16 protein-coding genes are annotated in these 17672 nt (G+C 66.7%); 8 read left to right on the top strand and 8 right to left on the bottom strand.

Translation table 11 applies throughout. The annotated features are described in order from the left end of the window. Positions 1–103 precede the first annotated feature (103 nt). The 3 genes from ACFVUS_RS39100 to ACFVUS_RS39090 are packed head-to-tail and all read left to right on the top strand — an operon-like array spanning position 104 to position 2750. Positions 104–1012, top strand: coding sequence for an ABC transporter substrate-binding protein (locus tag ACFVUS_RS39100; protein WP_387778948.1), 909 nt, complete (start codon positions 104–106; stop codon positions 1010–1012). An 11-nt stretch (positions 1013–1023) separates the two neighbouring features. Then, positions 1024–1974 (top strand): amino acid ABC transporter permease, encoded by a 951-nt coding sequence (locus ACFVUS_RS39095; protein ID WP_387778945.1) that lies wholly within the window; start codon positions 1024–1026, stop codon positions 1972–1974. A gap of 23 nt (positions 1975–1997) precedes the next feature. Then, positions 1998–2750, top strand: a complete 753-nt coding sequence (locus ACFVUS_RS39090; RefSeq protein WP_376065541.1) for an amino acid ABC transporter ATP-binding protein — start codon at positions 1998–2000, stop codon at positions 2748–2750. A 114-nt stretch (positions 2751–2864) separates the two neighbouring features. On the opposite strand, the gene ACFVUS_RS39085 is transcribed toward ACFVUS_RS39090, so the two are convergent. The 3 genes from ACFVUS_RS39085 to ACFVUS_RS39075 all read right to left on the bottom strand — a co-directional run bounded on the left by ACFVUS_RS39085 (position 2865) and on the right by ACFVUS_RS39075 (position 5199). Continuing rightward, a complete protein-coding gene (locus ACFVUS_RS39085) occupies positions 2865–3764 on the bottom strand; it encodes an alpha/beta fold hydrolase (protein ID WP_387778942.1) in 900 nt (299 codons plus the stop codon). Further along, positions 3761–4192 (bottom strand): helix-turn-helix domain-containing protein, encoded by a 432-nt coding sequence (locus ACFVUS_RS39080; protein WP_387778940.1) that lies wholly within the window; start codon positions 4190–4192, stop codon positions 3761–3763. The genes ACFVUS_RS39085 and ACFVUS_RS39080 overlap by 4 nt, the downstream gene beginning before the upstream one ends. Positions 4193–4263: 71 nt before the next feature. Further along, complete coding sequence (locus ACFVUS_RS39075; protein ID WP_387778937.1) at positions 4264–5199, bottom strand: LysR family transcriptional regulator; 936 nt, start codon at positions 5197–5199, stop codon at positions 4264–4266. Between the two features lie 71 nt (positions 5200–5270). On the opposite strand from ACFVUS_RS39075, the gene ACFVUS_RS39070 reads away from it, so the two are divergent. Next, complete coding sequence (locus ACFVUS_RS39070; RefSeq protein WP_387778934.1) at positions 5271–6635, top strand: FAD-binding oxidoreductase; 1365 nt, start codon at positions 5271–5273, stop codon at positions 6633–6635. Between the two features lie 172 nt (positions 6636–6807). On the opposite strand, the gene ACFVUS_RS39065 is transcribed toward ACFVUS_RS39070, so the two are convergent. Continuing rightward, positions 6808–8571, bottom strand: coding sequence for an alpha/beta fold hydrolase (locus tag ACFVUS_RS39065; protein WP_387778931.1), 1764 nt, complete (start codon positions 8569–8571; stop codon positions 6808–6810). A gap of 86 nt (positions 8572–8657) precedes the next feature. Continuing rightward, the gene (locus ACFVUS_RS39060; protein ID WP_387778928.1) at positions 8658–9224 is read right to left on the bottom strand and encodes a TetR/AcrR family transcriptional regulator; all 567 of its coding nucleotides are present in this window, start codon (positions 9222–9224) and stop codon (positions 8658–8660) included. A 116-nt stretch (positions 9225–9340) separates the two neighbouring features. Between ACFVUS_RS39060 and ACFVUS_RS39055 the strand changes: the two genes are divergently transcribed. Further along, positions 9341–10225 (top strand): SPFH domain-containing protein, encoded by an 885-nt coding sequence (locus ACFVUS_RS39055; protein WP_387778925.1) that lies wholly within the window; start codon positions 9341–9343, stop codon positions 10223–10225. Beyond that, the gene (locus tag ACFVUS_RS39050) at positions 10225–10395 is read left to right on the top strand and encodes a hypothetical protein (protein ID WP_375967952.1); all 171 of its coding nucleotides are present in this window, start codon (positions 10225–10227) and stop codon (positions 10393–10395) included. The genes ACFVUS_RS39055 and ACFVUS_RS39050 overlap by 1 nt, the downstream gene beginning before the upstream one ends. 51 nt (positions 10396–10446) lie before the next feature. On the opposite strand, the gene ACFVUS_RS39045 is transcribed toward ACFVUS_RS39050, so the two are convergent. Continuing rightward, positions 10447–12006, bottom strand: a complete 1560-nt coding sequence (locus ACFVUS_RS39045) for a serine/threonine-protein kinase (protein WP_387778922.1) — start codon at positions 12004–12006, stop codon at positions 10447–10449. Between the two features lie 58 nt (positions 12007–12064). Then, a complete protein-coding gene (locus ACFVUS_RS39040; protein ID WP_387778919.1) occupies positions 12065–12937 on the bottom strand; it encodes a class I SAM-dependent methyltransferase in 873 nt (290 codons plus the stop codon). 295 nt (positions 12938–13232) lie between these two features. On the opposite strand from ACFVUS_RS39040, the gene rpsA reads away from it, so the two are divergent. After that, positions 13233–14714 (top strand): 30S ribosomal protein S1, encoded by a 1482-nt coding sequence (rpsA, locus tag ACFVUS_RS39035; protein WP_387779901.1) that lies wholly within the window; start codon positions 13233–13235, stop codon positions 14712–14714. Positions 14715–14857: 143 nt separating this feature from the next. After that, on the top strand, positions 14858–15430 hold the full coding sequence (locus ACFVUS_RS39030) for a TetR/AcrR family transcriptional regulator (RefSeq protein WP_387778916.1): 573 nt from the start codon (positions 14858–14860) through the stop codon (positions 15428–15430). Here ACFVUS_RS39030 and ACFVUS_RS39025 read toward each other — a convergent pair. Continuing rightward, complete coding sequence (locus ACFVUS_RS39025) at positions 15376–17604, bottom strand: MMPL family transporter (protein ID WP_387778913.1); 2229 nt, start codon at positions 17602–17604, stop codon at positions 15376–15378. The genes ACFVUS_RS39030 and ACFVUS_RS39025 overlap by 55 nt on opposite strands. Positions 17605–17672: the final 68 nt, after the last annotated feature.

The raw sequence follows: 17672 nt of genomic DNA, 5'->3' as shown, positions 1-17672 counted from the left end.
ATTAATGTTCGGTTACCGACCGGCATGGAATGTACGACTCGCCTACATTTCAAAACGGCGGGCGACGTCCGGATGTCGCGTGACCGAACTGTGGAGGACTGCTGTGTCTGTTCGTAACTCTCTCCGCGGGCGTGCCCTGCGGGCCGCCTGCGTTATCGCCGGTGGCGCCCTGGTGCTGACCGCGTGTACCAGCAACTCGGATTCCGACGCGCCCGCGGTGGCCAAGGTCGACGTCTCGAAGGTCGACACCATCGCGGCCAAGGTGCCCGCCGATATCAAGAGCTCGGGCAAGCTCATCGTCGGCGTGAACACCCCGTACTCGCCGAACGAGTACAAGGATCCGGGTTCGGGCAAGATCGTCGGCTACGACGTGGACCTGATGGACGCGGTCGCCAAGGTGCTCGGCCTGAACGCCGACTACAAGGAAGCCGACTTCGAGAAGATCATCCCGGGTATCGAGGCCGGTACCTACAACCTCGGCATGTCCTCGTTCACCGATAACAAGGAACGCGAGAAGACCGCCGACTTCGTCACCTACTTCAGCGCGGGCAGCCTGTGGGCCCAGCCCAAGGGCAAGACGGTCGATCCGAACAATGCCTGCGGCAAGCGAGTCGCGGTGCAGCGCACCACCATTCAGGACACCGACGAGATCCCCGCCAAGAGCGCGGCCTGCGTCGCCGCCGGTAAGCCGGAGATCACCAAGGTCGCCTACGACGAGCAGAGCGCCGCGGCCACCGCACTGGTCAACGGTCAGGTCGACGCCATGTCCGCCGATTCCCCGGTGACCGCGTACGCCATCAAGCAGAACCAGGGCACCATCGAGGCCGCGGGCGCCATCTTCGATTCCGCGCCGTACGGCTGGCCGATCAAGAAGGGCTCCGCGCTGGGACCCGTTCTGCAGGAAGCGGTTCAGTACCTGATGGACAACGGCCAGTACAAGAAGATCGCCGAGAACTGGGGCGTGCAGGACGGCGCGATCAGCAAATCGGTCATCAACGGAGCACAGGGCTGAGATAACCCACCATGTCGCAGGACGAGACCAACTCCGCAGCCTCGGCTGCGACGCTCGCGAAATCCACCGAACCCGCGCCGATCAAAGCGATTCCGCTGCGTCGGCCGGGCCGGTGGATCGCCGCGGCCGTGCTACTGATCCTGGTGGCACTGTTCCTCTGGGGCGCCAAGACCAATCCGGCGTATCACTGGGATACCTATTGGAAGTACTTGCGGGACAGCAAGATCGCCTCCGGAGCCATGGTGACCCTGGAGCTCACCGTGCTCGCCATGTTCATCGGCGTGCTGCTCGGGGTGCTGCTGGCGGTCATGCGGCTCTCGCCGAATCCGGTATTGCGCTCGGTGGCGTGGGTGTACCTGTGGATCTTCCGCGGTACGCCCGTCTACGTGCAGCTGGTGTTCTGGGGGTTGTTCCCGTCGCTGTACAAGACCATCACCCTCGGTGTGCCGTTCGGGCCGTCGTTCGCGAATTTCGATGTGCAGCATCTGTCCGCGCCATTCCTGTTCGCCATGATCGGCCTGGGTCTGAACGAGGCCGCGTACATGGCCGAAATCGTCCGCGCCGGAATCAATTCCGTGGACGAGGGCCAGCGTGAGGCGTCGACGGCGCTGGGCATGTCGTGGTCGCAGACCATGACCCGCACCGTGCTGCCGCAGGCCATGCGGGTGATCATCCCGCCGACCGGCAATGAGCTCATCTCCATGCTCAAGACCACCTCGCTGGTCACCGCCATCCCGCTCACCACCGACCTGTACGGCCGGGCGCGCGATATCTACGGCGTGAACTTCCAGCCGATTCCGCTGCTGCTGGTGGCCGCCACCTGGTACCTGGCAATCACCAGTGTGCTCATGGTCGGCCAGTACTACCTGGAGCGGTACTACTCGCGCGGATCCTCGCGCAAGCTGACCGGTAAGCAGTTGAAGGCCCTGGCGCAGATGCAGCGGGCGGGGGGAGTGCAGTGAGTTCGGTCGATCCGGCGACGCCGATGGTGCGTGCCGACAAGGTGTGCAAGAACTTCGGTGCGCTCCAGGTGCTCAAGGGCATCTCCCTCGAGGTCAAGCGCGGTGAGGTGCTCTGCCTGATCGGGCCGTCCGGCTCGGGCAAATCCACGTTCCTGCGCTGCATCAATCACCTCGAACAGGTCAATGCCGGGCGGCTGTACGTGGACGGCGAACTGGTCGGCTATCGCGAGAAGGGTGACAAGCTCTACGAGCTGCATCCGCGCGATGCCGCCCGCCAGCGCCGCGATATCGGCATGGTGTTCCAGCACTTCAATCTCTTCCCGCATCGGACCGTGCTCGAGAATGTGATCGAGGCCCCGACCCAGGTGAAGAAGATCAAGAAGGCCGAGGCGTTGACCCGCGCCCGCACCCTGCTGGATCGGGTCGGCTTGGCGGATAAGGCCGATTCGTATCCGGCGCAGCTCTCGGGCGGTCAGCAGCAGCGCGTCGCCATCGCGCGGGCGCTCGCCATGGATCCCAAACTGATGCTGTTCGACGAGCCCACCTCCGCGCTGGATCCGGAACTGGTCGGCGAAGTCCTCGGTGTCATGCGGGAATTGGCGGCCGACGGTATGACCATGGTCGTGGTGACGCACGAAATGGGTTTCGCGCGTGAGGTCGCCGATCAGCTGGTCTTCATGGACGGCGGCGTGGTCGTGGAAGCCGGTGACCCGCGCGAGGTGCTCGCCAATCCGCAGCACGATCGCACCAAGGCATTCCTGTCCCGCATTCTGTAGCGGCACAGCGTATTCCGTCGTCAGCCCCGCCCTCGGTCATCGGAGGGCGGGGCTGACGTTCGGTTGCGGGAGCCCCGGTTGGGTCGGAGGCCCCCGGTGTGACTTGCAGGCGGTCTACTTCCGATCCGCGTGCGCGGTAAGGAAATTCAGCACCGGCTCGGTCTGGCCGAGGATGGCGTGGCCGACGCCGGGCAGCATCAGTACGGTCGCGTCCGGTACCGAAGCGGTGATGCGCCGGGCGGTTTCGGCCGAGTCGAGCATGGCGTCCTGATCGCCGACGATCGCCAACACCGGCATGGACAGGCCGCGCAACTGCTCGTCGGTGAAGCGCGGCAGCCGTTCGGTGCGCGGATTGAAATGGGTGAACGTCAACACGATGTCATCGAGGATGGGCTCCAACTCCGCGCCGTACAGTCCGGTGGTGGCCTGTGCGGAACCGCGTAGATCCCGGCGGCCGAGCAGGCGCGGGACGATGGCCTTGAGCAGCCAGCCGTAGCGCTGCTTGCCGATCCCGCCCGGGCACAGCAGTGCCAGTGCCGTAATGCGTTCCGGCCTGCGAATGGCGTAATCCAGTGCGTGCCAGCCGCCCAGTGACATGCCGACCACGGCCGTCTCCGAAAGCCCCAGCCCCGCAAGCACATCGTCGAACCAGAGCGCGATGGCCTCGGTGCCGAGCTTCGGCCGCGACGGTGCGCTGCCGCCCGGTTCGCCTACGAGATCGACGGCGTACACGCGGAAATGCTGTGCCCAGGAGGGGATATCGCCGCGCCAGGTGCCGGAATTGGCTCCGGAACCGTGCAGCAGCAGCACCGGCGGCGCGGTCTCCGGTCCGGAGACGAGTACGAAGGTATCGCCCTCGCGCGTCGCAATGGTCCGCTGCTCGGCGGGAACCGGCCAGTCGCGCAACACTTCCCGGTAGCGCTCCCGGATGGCCGCCTGTCCGGCGGCGGATTTGTAGATGGGAGGCACGGTGTCATTCGCGGTGCTGCTCCCGGAGCGGTTCGCGGTGCTCATGGCGTGAGTACTCCGTCCAGATATTCGAGCAGCTGAGCCGTTTCGCTCAGACTGCCCACGATGATGATCTTGAGCCGGGCGCGTTCGGCGTCGTACATGGTGTGGAACCGGATCGGCGCGTCACCGGCCTGCCGATTCCCGGTCGCGCCGGTGAGCAGGGCGGACACCCGGTCCACCGTGGCCCGGTCCACCGCGTCCGCCTCGACGATGCTGGAGACCTCGGCATGCCGCTGCCGGGACACGCTCTCGCGCAACGCCTCCGGTACCGGGCGGCCGGTGAAGGCCTCCAGATCCGCGTGCGCGATGCGGTACTGCTTACCGATGCGCACGGCCGGGAGCTTGCCATCGCGCACATAGCCGCGGACGGTGCGCACATGCAGGCCCAGGCGTTCGGCGACGTCTTCTACGGAATACAGGCGATCGGTCACGAGAACTACTGTAAACGTCCCTATGAAACATCTCAATAGGGAAGTTTAGGGAAGTATGCGTCGGTGTGCGGCTATGCCCGGCCCTCGCGTTCGACGAAGATCGTGTCGCCGCCCTTCCAGCCGCCCATCGCGATGCGGACCTGGCCGAGCAGCACCTTCGCGGCCGGGCTCAACGGCCGCTCCCGATTCCAGGCCAGGGCGAGCCGCCCGGTGATGACCGGGTCGATATCGACCATGCGCACCCCGATCGCCGCCGCGTCGGCCGGGCGCAATGGCGGCACCACCGCCACGCCCAGTCCGTGTCCGGCCAGGCGCAGCAGCAGTGGCGGCGCGGCCCCTTCGAAGGCCACATCCGGTGTCACACCGGCTGCCGCGCACGCCTTCTCGAGGACACCTCGAATTCCGGTGCCGCGCGGCAGACAGATCAGCGGATGCTCGCACAGCTCGGCCAGGGTGATGCGGTCGCCGAAACCGGTGGCGTCGGCGGCGACGGCCGCGACGATGGCGGTATCGAAAACGGTCTCCAGCGCGACCGCTGGATCGTCCTCCGCGCCGGTCAACCCCAGCAGGGCGATATCGAGTTCGCAATGCCGCAGCGCCGCGTACATGGCCTCGGAGGTGTCCTCGGTGAGCGAGATGGCGATCTGCGGATGATCGCGGTGATAATCGGCCAGTACCCGGGCCATATCGACCTCGTCATTGGCCGCGCCGGAGATCAGGCCGACCCGGACATGCCCGCGCAGCAGGCCGGTGAACTCGTCCACGGTGTGCGTAATCTGTTGTGCCGCAGCCAATGCCGCCTTGGCATGGTCCAGGACGGCCGCGCCGACCGGGGTGAGGGTTACCGAGCGGGTGGAGCGATCCAGCAGCTGCTGGCCGAGTTCGCGTTCCAGCTGGCGGATCTGCGCGCTCAACCCCGGTTGCGCCAGGTGCAGGCGGGCGGCCGCGCGGGTGAAATTCGCTTCCTCCGCGACGGTGACGAAGTAGCGCAGCTGGCGAAGTTCCATAACTGATAATTCTAGTAGCAAGAAAAACTATGTGTTGGAGTTCTGGATCGAAGCGGCGCAGAGTTGGGGACATGACGAAGACAGCGCACCACCGGAACGAACTCCCCTCCACCACCGGCGCGGTTCTGCTGCCCGAGGACGACGATTACCGCGCCGAAATCGAGGGATTCCAAACCGCGTACACCCATCGCCCCGCCGTCGTCGTCGCGGCCGTGCACGCCGAGGATGTCCGCGCCGCCGTGGAATACGCCGCGCGGCACGGACTTCCGATCGCGGTGCAGGCCACCGGGCACGGCCTGGCCGCACCCGCCGACGGGGGAGTGCTCATCACTACCCGTCGTATGAAGGACATTCGGATCGATGCCGCCGCCCGCACCGCTCGCGTCGCGGCCGGCGTGCAGGCTGGCGAGCTGATCGCGGCCGCCGCCGCACACGGGCTGGCCCCGCTGAACGGGTCATCCAATTCGGTCGGCGTCGTCGGGTACACCCTGGGCGGCGGCCTGGGCCTGCTGGCTCGCGAATTCGGTTATGCCGCAGACCATGTGCGGGTCATCGAGATCGTCACCGCGGACGGCCGTCTGCGCCGCCTGGCTCCCGGCGACGAACTGTTCGGCGCGGTGCTCGGCACCGGCGGCAATTTCGGCGTGGTCACCGCGCTGGAACTCGAATTGCTGCCGGTGACAACGGTGTACGGCGGTCAACTGCAATTCGACGCACCGCTGGTGCCGCAGGCACTGGAAGCCTGGCGGCTCTGGACCACCGATCTGGCCGACCAGCTCACCTCCGCCTTCGGCATGATGACCATGCCCGATATCCCGCAATTCCCCGCACACCTGCGCGGCCGCTACCTGGCCACCATCAATATCGCGTACACCGGCTCCGAAGCCGACGGTGAACACCTGGTCGCCCCGCTGCGCGCCATCGGCGAGCGCTTCACCGACAACCTGAAAGTGCTGCCCTACACCGAATCCCACACCATCCACAGCGATCCGCCGCAACCGCACCCGTACACCGCCACCAACGCCCTGCTCGCCGAACTCCCCGCCGATGCCACCGACGCCTTCCTCGAGGCCACCGGCCCGGGTTCGGACCTGCCGGTCGTCGCCGGATTCCGCCACCTGGGCGGTGCGCTGAGCCGCCCCGCCGCCTACGAATCCGCCGTCGATCACCGCGACGCCCAGTATGTCGCCCGTGCCATCGCACTACCCGGCCCGGACGCCGCGGCCATCACCGCCGGCCTGGCCCGTATCCGAAAGACCGTGGAGCCCTGGGCAATCGGCACCAACCTCAACTTCCTCTACGGCGGCGGCGACCGCGGCGAATCCGAAACCCGCTCCGCCTACACCGCCACCACCTACGATCGCCTCGCCGCCCTGAAGTCGAAGTACGACGCCGACAACCTGTTCCGCTTCAACCGCAATATCCAGCCCCGCTGAGCCGGACGAACCTCCGTGCCCGCGATCGGATTCGATCGCGGGCACGGAGCCGGTGGATTGCCCGGTCGATACTCCGGCGTGGGGTTGGCTGGAATCCGCGAAATCAGTTGGTGTGCAACGGGTGTGGATCCCGGCCAAAAGCATGCCGGGATGACGGAGGGGCGGAGCCGCCTCAGTTTCGAGGGGTGGTGGTGGTCAGGTCGGCGTGGGTGAGGTGTCTTGCGACCTCGACGGGGTGTGTCAGCTGGGGGTAGTGCCCGGCTCCGCTGATCTCGATCACCGGGAGATCGATGGGCGTGACGAGGGGGTCGGTTGCGCCCACGATGATCGTGACGCGTACGTGGGACTCATTCATGACTGGTCGCTGATCGGCGCGCGTTGGGTTCGGCGCGGTCCGTGTCGTGCCGGGGTCGCCGAGCCGGTTCAGCAGGGCGTGCGATCGTGCGCGTTGCGCGGTGTCGGTGCGCAAGGCCGCGAGGGTTCGGCGCGCTACGCCGGGGCGGTGCAGATCTGCTGCGGCGCTTCGGATCTCATCGCCTTCGGGGAGATTCAGCGTCCTTGCCAGCCGCTGCGCGGACATGCGTCGCAGCAGCGGGGCGGACACGCTGGATCGGGCCAGGCGACCGGCGGGTTTCTGGAGGAATGCGGGGGAGATGAGGATGAGTTCGCCGATGCGGTCGGGGTGGTCGGCGGCGAAGCGGAGGGCGGGTGCGCAGGCCGCGGAATGGGCGATCAGGACGGGGCGGGTGCGGATCGGGTGGAACAGCTCGGCCAGCCAGGTGTCGGTGGATTCGGCTGCGGCGGAACGGCCTTGGCCGGGGAGGTCGGGGGCGAGGATCGGGCCGGGTAGGTGTGCGGCGAGTGGGGCCCACAGGTCGGCGTTCATCGGCAGGCCGTGCAGCAGGACGTAATCGGGGCGTTCGCGGTCGCCGACCAGCCAGGTACGGCTGCCTGCCACGTCGTGGAATCCGTGCGGGCGCTGCCAGGGCTCGGCCGCGCCGAAGCGGGCGGCCACCAGTTCATCGGCCCAGTCGCGTAAAGCCGCTGTGGCGGAGGGCATTTCCAGACCCGTCTGTGCCGCGAGCGCTCGGGCGGAGGCGGTCGGGTAGCGGTCGGTCGACAGGAATGTCAGGGTTTCGGGGTCCGCTCCGGTCAAGGCGCGCGGCAGTCGTCGCAACAGGCCGACCGGGATGCTGCGGCGCGGTGCACGCACGCCGAGGTGATTCGCGATCGTGCCGATCAATTCGGGCAGCGGGGGAGTGGCGTCGTCGAGAATCCAATGATGCTCGCCCGCAGGGTATTCGGGGATCTCGGCGAGGAACTTCGCCACGTAGTCAACCGTGACGATCGGTACGAACGTGTTCGGACCGCCCGGTAACGCGGGCAGCTGTCCGTTCCAGAGCTGCTCGACGAGACTCGCCGGGCCGATGTACTGCCCCGGGCCGATGACCGCGCTGGGATTGGCGACGGTCAGCGGCACCGCCAGCTCGCGAGCGCGGGTGCGCACCGCGAGATCACCCTCGACTTTCGATGCCTCGTACGCGCCGAGTTCGTCGTAGTCGGGCATGCCGTCGGCCGCGCTCACCCGATATCCGCTGATGTGCACCAGCCGCCGGAGCTCGGGAAGCGTTGCGGCCCATTCGAGTACGTTGATCGCGCCGGTGACATTGGTCGCCCGTGCCTCTTGCCTGCCGAGTCCGAAGGCGTACCGACCGGCGGTGTTGTAGACATCGCGCACGATCGGTAGTCCCGTGAGCGGCTGGGTGATGTCCGCCGCGACCAGCTCCAGACCGCTGATATCGAGCCCTTGGGAGATCAGCCACGGTGTGAGCGTGTCGCTGCGGATGGCAGCCGCCACCCGCTGTCCGCGTCCGAGCAGTTCGGCCACCAGGGTGCGTCCGAGAAAACCGGTCGCGCCGAAGACGATTGCGTCCATGGGGAGTCCTTAATAGATCGGTCTACATATTTTCGGGTCCGGAAAATGGCCCGCCGTCGAGAGCGGGCCGGGTTGGCGGGCGGGGTTCAGGCGGGTGTTGACAAGAGCGCGTTGATCTGCCGCCCGACCCGCGTCAGCGGATCTCGGCTCCGATGCGCACGTGCCAGCACCAGCGCACCCTCCACCAGCGCCAGGATCGTGATGGCGAGATCATCCGCATCGGGGCGGTCCGCGACCTGGATGCGCAGGGCCGCCTCCCATGCGCGGTAGACCTCCGAACATGCCTGTTGCAGTGGATCATTGGTGGCGGCGGTCTCCAGCGCGACCGTCGCGACGGGACAGCCTTTGCGCCACCCCGACTGCTCCAGTTGATCGCCGAGAAAGCCCAGCATCGCGTCCGCGAGCGCCGTCACCGAATCGCTCGATTCGGCCAGACCGGTGAGTGCGTCGCCGATCGTCTGCCCGGCCCGCCGCACCGATGCCCCCACCATCTCGTCCTTGCCGCCGGGGAAGTGGAAGTAGAGCGATCCGCGCGGCGCACCGCTGAGCGCGACCACCTGATTGAGTCCGGCGCCGAAGTATCCCGAGGTCTCCATGAGTTCCTGGGTCGCGTCCAGCAGCCGGTCCCGCGTTTCCGCGCCCTTCTGTCCCATGCCTGAAAACTAGACCGGTCTACATATTTACGCAACCCCGAGTCCGGAAAACCGACTTGGCAGCGGCCGGTTCGAGCGCTATCGTCGTGATATCACTTCGATACTAGGAGAGTGTCATGGAGATGCGTCGGGCGTTCCGCGTGAACGGGTTTCTGATGCTGGGGGTTTTTCTACTTTTCAGTGCGCTGGCCGTCGCGGGGATCGCGGTGCTCGGCAATTCCGCCAACAATCACAACGGGGCGTCACCGGCCGGTGCGGTGCTGCTGACCGTGGCCATGATCGCGGCCGTCGTCGTGCTCACCGGCTTCGTGGTGGTGAATCCCAACCAGGCCAAGGTCGTTCAGTTCTTCGGCCGGTACATCGGCTCGGTCAGCGAGGCCGGATTCCACTGGGTCACCCCGTTCAGCAGCCGGCGCGGAATCTCGTTGCGGGTCAGGAACTTCGAGACCCAGAAGCTGAAGGTCAATGAGGCGGACGGCAATCCGGTCGAGATCGCCGCGGTGGTCGTCTACCGCGTGGTCGACAGCTACAAGGCCGCCTTCGCCGTCGACGATTACGAGCAGTACGTGGAAACCCAGTCCGAGGCGGCGGTCCGCCACCTGGCCACCATCCACCCGTACGACGCCCACGACGACGCCACCCGCACCAGCCTGCGCGATGGCAGCACGGTCGCCGAGGAACTCACCGCCGAACTGCGCGAACGCACCGACCTGGCCGGTATCGAAGTCATCGAAGCCCGCATCACGCACCTGGCCTATGCCCCCGAGATCGCCCAGTCCATGCTGGTGCGCCAGCAGGCCTCGCAGATCGTCGCGGCCCGCACCCGTATTGTCGAGGGCGCGGTCGGCATGGTCGGCCTGGCCCTGGAACGGCTCGCCGCCGAGGGCATGGTCGAACTCGACGAGGAGCGCAAGGCCGCGATGGTTTCCAATCTCCTGGTGGTGCTGTGCGGTGATCGCGCCGCCCAGCCCGTTGTGAACACCGGCACCCTCTACAGCTGATGCCGGCGCCCAAACGCGAGCCCAAAAAGGTTCTGCTCCGCCTGGATCCGGGCGTCCACGACGCCATCGCCAAATGGGCCGCCGACGACCTCCGCAGCATCAACGCCCAAATCGAATACGCCCTCCGGGTGGCATTGAAAAACGCTGGGCGAGAACCGAAGACACCCTGAACCGAACTCCTCCCGCACCGTGCGGGAGGAGTTCGGCGTATCCGGACCGGATCAGGAGATGAGTTCGGCGCTGTCGATCAGGAAGGTGTCGCCGCTGCGGATCAATTGGGCGCGGCGTTGTTCGGCGGCGATGGGTTTGCCGTTGTTGTAGCGGAAGGACAGGCGGTAGGTCACCGTCAGGGTGCTGCCGTCGGCGGCGACATCCCAGGCGGTGACGGCGTCGACCGTGGTCCAGAAGGATTGGTAGGCGGTATAGCCGCCGATGCGGTTCTGGTAGGCGGGTGTCAGGCGCGCCCAGGCGGCCGCCGGATTGCCCGGCAGCAGGGCGTAGTGCGCACGGAGGAAGTTCGCCGCGCGAGTGGCGGAATCGGCTGGAGCGCTGGTGGTTTCGCTTTCGCCGGTGGTGGTCGGCGGGGGAGTTGAGCGGGTGCCCGGGGGTGTGAGCGCCATCGTGTTGGTGGCCTGCGGGGCGGGGGAACCGGCGGAATCGGTCGAGGTGCCGCTCTGCCGGATCAGCGGGACCGCGATGACCCCGATCGCGATGAGCAACGCCATGGCCGAGGCCGCCCACATCAGGGCCCGCAGTGAGCGCTTGGCCGGATCGGGGGTCGCGGGCCGGATGAGTTGGGTGTCGGCGGTCGAGGCGGCTGAGACCCAGTGCTCGGGTCGCGGCGTCGACAGCGGACTGGCCTGTGTCGCAACGGTATCCGGGTCAGCCGAGCCCGGACCGAGGCGGGTGTGCGGTCCGGCGGCCGGACCCGGCAGCGTGAGTTCGGAGCCGGGGTCGGGCAGCGCACGACCGCGCGCCGCCAACCGGGCGGCGTCGATCAAGGCGCCGGCGGTGCGATAGCGATCCGCCGGATTCTTGGCCATGCCCCGCGCGATGACCGCGTCGAAATCGGGCGCGACCCCCGCGACCTGAATCGACGGACGCGGCGGCGGCGCGGACAGATGCGCGGCGATCTGACGCTCGACGCTGGTGCCGGGGAACGGTTTCGAGCCCGCCAGGGATTCGTAGAGCACGCAGGCCAGCGCGTACACATCGGCCCGGCCGTCATAGCTGTCGTTGGCGAGGCGTTCGGGGGCCATGTACGCGAACGTGCCGATGGCCGCGCCCATGGTGGTCAGATCGGAATCGTCCTCACCGCGCGCGATGCCGAAATCGATGAGATACGCGAAATCGTTTGCGGTGGTGAGGATATTGGACGGTTTCACATCCCGGTGCACCAGCCCGGCACTGTGCGCGGCATCGAGCGCGGCGGCGATCTGCGCCAGCACCTCGACCGCGCGCGCGGGCGCGAGCCGTCCCTCGGCGGTCAGCACCGACGCCAGATCGGTGCCCTCGACCAGCCGCATATCCAGGAACAGCCGACCGTCGATCTCCCCGTACCCGTGGATCGGAATGATGTGCGGTTCGGTCAGCCGCGCGGCCGCCTGCGCCTCCCGCCGGAATCGCTCCCGGTACACCGGATCATGCGCGAATTGCGGCGGTAACACCTTGAGCGCCACGACCCGCTCGGTCTCGGTATCGAAGGCGCGATAGACCCGCCCCATGCCCCCTTCGCCGAGCAGTCCGAGGAGTCGATAGCGGCCGAACGGACTTTCCTCCACACGTCACGCCTACCACACCCGGGGCGACGGCGGCAGGGTCAGCGCGAATGGACGGGGCTCAGCTCGGCTTCTCGGTCACGAAAATGGCTGTCCCCGGGAATATTTCGCCTCGCAAAGGACTCCACTGGCCCCATTCGCGCTCGAGCCACTCCGGCCATTCGGGTTCGATGATGTCGACCAGCGTCAGCCCGGCCGCGACGATCTCGCGCACCCGATCGCCGACGGTGCGATGGTGTTCCACGTAGGTGGGCTCACCGTCTCCGTCCAGCTCCACATACGGCGTGCGATCGAAATACGGGATGGCGGCGCGCAATCCCTCCGGTCCGGGATCGTCCGGGAAGATCCAGCGCATGGGGTGGTTGACGGAGAACACCCAGCGCCCGCCCGGCCGCAGCACCCGCGCCACCTCGCGCATGACCTGACCCGAATCCGCCACGAACGGCACCCCGCCGAACGCCGAACAGGCCAGATCGAAACTCGCGTCCGCGAAGGGCAGCGCCTCCGCGCCCGCCTGCACCAGCGGTACCCGCGGCCCGCCCGCGGTCATGGCGCTCATACCGCGCTCGAGCATCTGCCGGGAGATATCGAGCCCGACCGGATGCGCACCGTGCGCGGCGAGCCAGCGCGAGCACGGCGCGGAACCGCAGCCGATCTCCAATATGTGCTTGTCCACAATGTCGCCGAGCAGCCGCCAGTCACCCTCGTGCAGTCCTTCCGGACACCAGATGAACTCCCCGGCAACCGAATCCACGCCCAGAAAATCGGCATGCGTCTCGTGATAGGCCGCGGCGTCCGCATCCCACCATTTGCGGCTGGCGCGCTCGCTCGCGGTGGAGTCAATCTTGGTTCGAGCCACTCCCACCGTCCCCAGCAGGGAATTCGCCTCGGCGTGCCGGGTATCGTCGGGGAGAGCGGGGTGATCTTCGGCCATTGCGCAACCCTATCGACTCGCGCCGAAGTACCCGTGTTTGCTTGGTACAACAGACCTCGCGTACGCTGTTTCCCGCGAGTGTCTTCTGTACTCGGATCTCTGGGGAAACTCATTGGACCGCGCAGAGCAGACAATCGTGCTGTGAGTCCGCATGCTTTTCAGGGCAGCGTTGTGCTCCGCCACAGCGATGTGCTGTTGCATGACCAACGTTAGTTCCATCAGCTGTGTGTTCGCAGCAATACCGAAAGCCCACATGTCCACTTCCGACCACAATCCGTCCGGAGCAACCTCACACATGCCCACTACTGTGACCTCGCCGCAGGTAGCCGTTAATGACATCGGCACTGCCGAGGACTTCCTCGCCGCTATCGACAAGACGATCAAGTACTTCAATGACGGTGACATCGTCGAAGGCACCATTGTCAAGGTCGACCGTGACGAGGTCCTTCTCGACATCGGTTACAAGACCGAAGGCGTCATCCCCTCTCGCGAACTCTCCATCAAGCACGATGTCGACCCGAATGAGGTCGTTTCCGTGGGTGATGAGGTCGAGGCCCTCGTTCTCACCAAGGAGGACAAGGAAGGCCGCCTGATCCTGTCGAAGAAGCGCGCGCAGTACGAGCGGGCTTGGGGCACGATCGAGGAGCTCAAGGAGAAGGACGAGGCCGTCAAGGGCACCGTCATCGAGGTCGTCAAGGGCGGCCTGATCCTCGACATCGGTCTCCGTGGCTTCCTGCCGGCTTCGCTGGTCGAGATGCGTCGCGTTCGCGATCTCCAGCCGTACGTCGGCAAGGAGATCGAGGCCAAGATCATCGAGCTCGACAAGAACCGCAACAACGTGGTCCTGTCGCGTCGCGCTTGGCTGGAGCAGACCCAGTCCGAGGTGCGCTCCGAGTTCCTGCACCAGCTGCAGAAGGGCCAGGTCCGCAAGGGCGTCGTGTCCTCCATCGTCAACTTCGGTGCCTTCGTGGACCTGGGTGGCGTCGACGGCCTGGTGCACGTCTCCGAGCTGTCCTGGAAGCACATCGATCACCCGTCCGAGGTTGTCGAGGTCGGCAACGAGGTCACCGTCGAGGTCCTCGACGTCGACCTGGACCGCGAGCGTGTCTCCCTGTCGCTCAAGGCGACTCAGGAAGACCCGTGGCGTCAGTTCGCCCGCACCCACGCGATCGGTCAGATCGTCCCGGGCAAGGTCACCAAGCTCGTTCCCTTCGGCGCCTTCGTGCGCGTCGAAGAGGGCATCGAGGGCCTGGTGCACATCTCCGAGCTGGCCGAGCGCCACGTCGAGGTCCCGGACCAGGTTGTCGCCGTCGGCGACGACGCGATGGTCAAGGTCATCGACATCGACCTCGAGCGTCGTCGTATCTCGCTGTCGCTGAAGCAGGCGAACGAGGACTACAACGCCGAGTTCGATCCGTCCAAGTACGGCATGGCGGACAGCTACGACGACCAGGGCAACTACATCTTCCCCGAGGGCTTCGATCCCGAGACCAACGAATGGCTCGAGGGTTCGGACAAGGTCCGCGAGGAGTGGGAAGGCCGGTACGCCGAGGCCGAGCGTCGCCACAAGATGCACACCACTCAGATGGAGAAGATGGCGGCCGACGCCGCTGCCGAGGCCGCCAACGGTGGCCCGCAGAACTACTCCTCCGAGAGCGGTTCGCAGGCGGCCACGTCCTCCTCGTCGTCTTCGTCCTCCTCCGAGCCCGCCGGTGGCTCGCTGGCGAGCGATGCGCAGCTGGCCGCGCTCCGTGAGAAGCTGTCGGGCAACGCCTGATTCGCTACTGACGCGATAACGCGATAGTTCGAAAGTCCCCGAGTCCCTATGGGCTCGGGGACTTTCGCTATTCTCGATGCAATATGTTCCAATCCGCCGTCGAGTCTCCCGGATCGCTGTGGGAGCGCCGCAAAGTCGAAGCCATGAGCCGTATCCAGCGAATCGCGCTGGATCTGTTCGAGCGGCACGGGTACCGCGAGGTGACGGTGGAACGGGTCGCGACGGCGGCGGGGGTGTCGCCGAGTTCGATCTACCGCTACTTCGGCACCAAGGAAATGCTGGTCCTCTACGACGAGGCCGATCCGCAGATCCTCGAGGTGCTGCGCACCGCCGGTGACGGCGGTATCGCCACACCGGCCGAACTGCTGGCGCTGACGCGCGCGCTCGCGCCGATCCTCATCGACACCCTCATCACCCCGGAGCTCGAACGCCGCACCCGAATGCGCATGCAACATGCGCTGACCTATCCGGAGATCCGGGATCGGCAGGTGCGGCAGATGCGCGAGCTGGAGGCGCAATTCCTGGCGCTGCTGGCCGAGCGGTCCGGGCGCGACGCCAATGACCTACAGTTGCGGATCGCCGTCGCCACCGCCATCTGGGGGTGCATGGCATCGCTGGATCATTGGGCCGGAACGGATTTCGCCGTGCCCATGCGGCAGGTTTACACCGAGGCGCTGGATTCGATTCTGTCGGCGCTGGCGGCCGTGATCGGCTGAGTCCGGCGCAGCGTCGGCAGCCACCAGTTCCAGCGGCCGAACAGCTGCATGAAGGCGGGCACCAGAATCAGGCGCACGATCACCGCGTCGATGGTGACAGCGACCGCCAGCGCGAAGCCGATCTGCTTGAGCTCCAACACATCCGCCGTCACGAAGCTCGCGAAGACCGCGACCATGATGGCCGCCGCCGCGGTGATCGGACGCGCGGTGTGCTGCAATCCCTCCGCCACGGCGGCGGCGTTATCGGGATTGCGCTCCCAGGCCTCCTTCATGCGGCGCACCAGGAAGACCTCGTAATCCATGGACAGCCCGAATAGCACCGCGAAGACCAGCATGGGCAGATACACCTGCAGGAATCCGGCGCTGTGGAAGCCGAGCAGCGATTCACCGATACCGTGCTGGAAGACCGCGACCGTAATGCCCAGTGCCGCACCGGTTGCCAGCAGATTCAGCGCGATCGCCTTGACCGCCAGCACGATACTGCGGAACGCGAAGATCAGGAACGCCATCGAGACCGTCAGCACCAGCGCGATCACCCAGGGGAATCGGGAGGTGATCAGCTGGGAGACATCGGCGAAGACGGCCGAGACGCCGCCGACCGAGATCGTCGCGGAGTCGATATCGCCCGCGCGGGAACGGATATCGGTGGTCAATTCGGCGACCGAGGTGGAATCGAACGCATCCTTCGGCACCACCAGCGCCAGCATGCGGCCGTCGGCGGTCTGCGGCACCACCGACGCGATGCGCGGATCTCGATTGAGTTCGGCCACAAAACGATTCGCGTCCACGAAGCCGCTGCCGGACAGGGGTGCGTCGCCGGGTCCGGTCAAGACGACCTGGATGGGTGAGAGCAGTCCGGGTCCGAAGTTGTCCCGGATCAATTGCGTCGCCTGCCCGGCCGGTCGATCGCCGAGCGAGGCCAAACCCATATCGATGCCGTACTTCAAACCGGTCAGCGGCGCGGCCGCGATGGCCAGCACCGCGACTCCGGCCGCGCCGAACAGCACCGGGCGGCCCATGACGGTGCGCGCCCAGCGGGTCCACGCCGTGGAGGTGACGGCAGCGCGGGTCTCGGCGGGCCGCAATCGCGCGGGCAGCGCGCCTCGGTTGATCGCCGGGCCGAGCATGGCCAGCACCGCGGGCAGCAGCGTGAATGCCGCGCCCAGGGTGGCCGATACGGCGGTCACCACGCCGATCGCGACGCCGTTGAGCATCGGCAGCCCCACCACGACCAGGGCGCACAGCGAGATCATGACGATCAGCCCCGAGGCTGCGATGGTGCGGCCCGTGGTGTCCATGGCCGCGGCCACACTGGCATCGATCTCCGTGCGGGCCTTGCGATCTCGTACGCCGCGCCGGGTCAGCTCCTCATTGAACCGGCTCACCACGAACATGGCGTAATCGATGGCGGTACCGGTGCCGATCATGGTGGCGACCGAGAGCACCAGCGAATCGAAGGTCAGGAAGGTGGTGAGTCCGAACAGTGCGCCCACCGCCACCGCGATACCCGCGCCGGTCACCGTGATCGGCAGGGTGGCGGCCACGATCGCACCCAGGGCGAGCACCAGCACCAGGGCCGCGACCGGCAGGCCGATACTCTCGCCGCGCTGCATATCGGCGGTTTCCATGCGCATCAGCTCGCCCTGGATGGGGGAGTATCCGGTGACCGCGACCTGAATGCCGGTGCTGCCTATCGGATCCAGCGCTGTCTGTAGTCGACCGGCGAGATCCACTCGCGCCGTCATCTCTCCGTTGAGTCCGACGATGCCGAACGCGGTATGCCGATCGGCCGAGATCTGCAGTCCCGCATTGCCTTCGAACGGGCCGACCGCACCGGCGATACCGGGGATGGCGCGGGCGGCGGTCAGCGCGCTGTCGATGGCGGTGCGGAATTCGGGACTGTCGGCGGAATAGCGCGCGGAGTGGAAGACGATCAGGTCCTGCTCCGCACCGAGTTGCGAGAAGTGTTCGGCCGCAAGCTGTTCCACTCGTTTGGATTCCGAGCCGGGCACGCTGTAGTCGGGTGCGCCGAGGCGGCTGTGCAGCGCCGGATAGGCGGTCGCGCACACCACGACCAGCAGTAACCACACCGCCAGGACCGTGCGCCGATGCCGGGCCATGAACAGGCCGACCCTGCCGACCATGCCGAATTCGGGCGCTGCGGGCTCTGTCATGGTTCCCCTCCGGACGCGATACCTGAAAGTCACTCTCAGATATTTCGCTCAGCCTAGGCCGGTGCCGC

It is taken from the genome of Nocardia sp. NPDC058058, assembly GCF_042885355.1.
GTDB lineage: Bacteria > Actinomycetota > Actinomycetes > Mycobacteriales > Mycobacteriaceae > Nocardia.
This window is presented reverse-complemented; position numbering and strand designations above follow the sequence as displayed.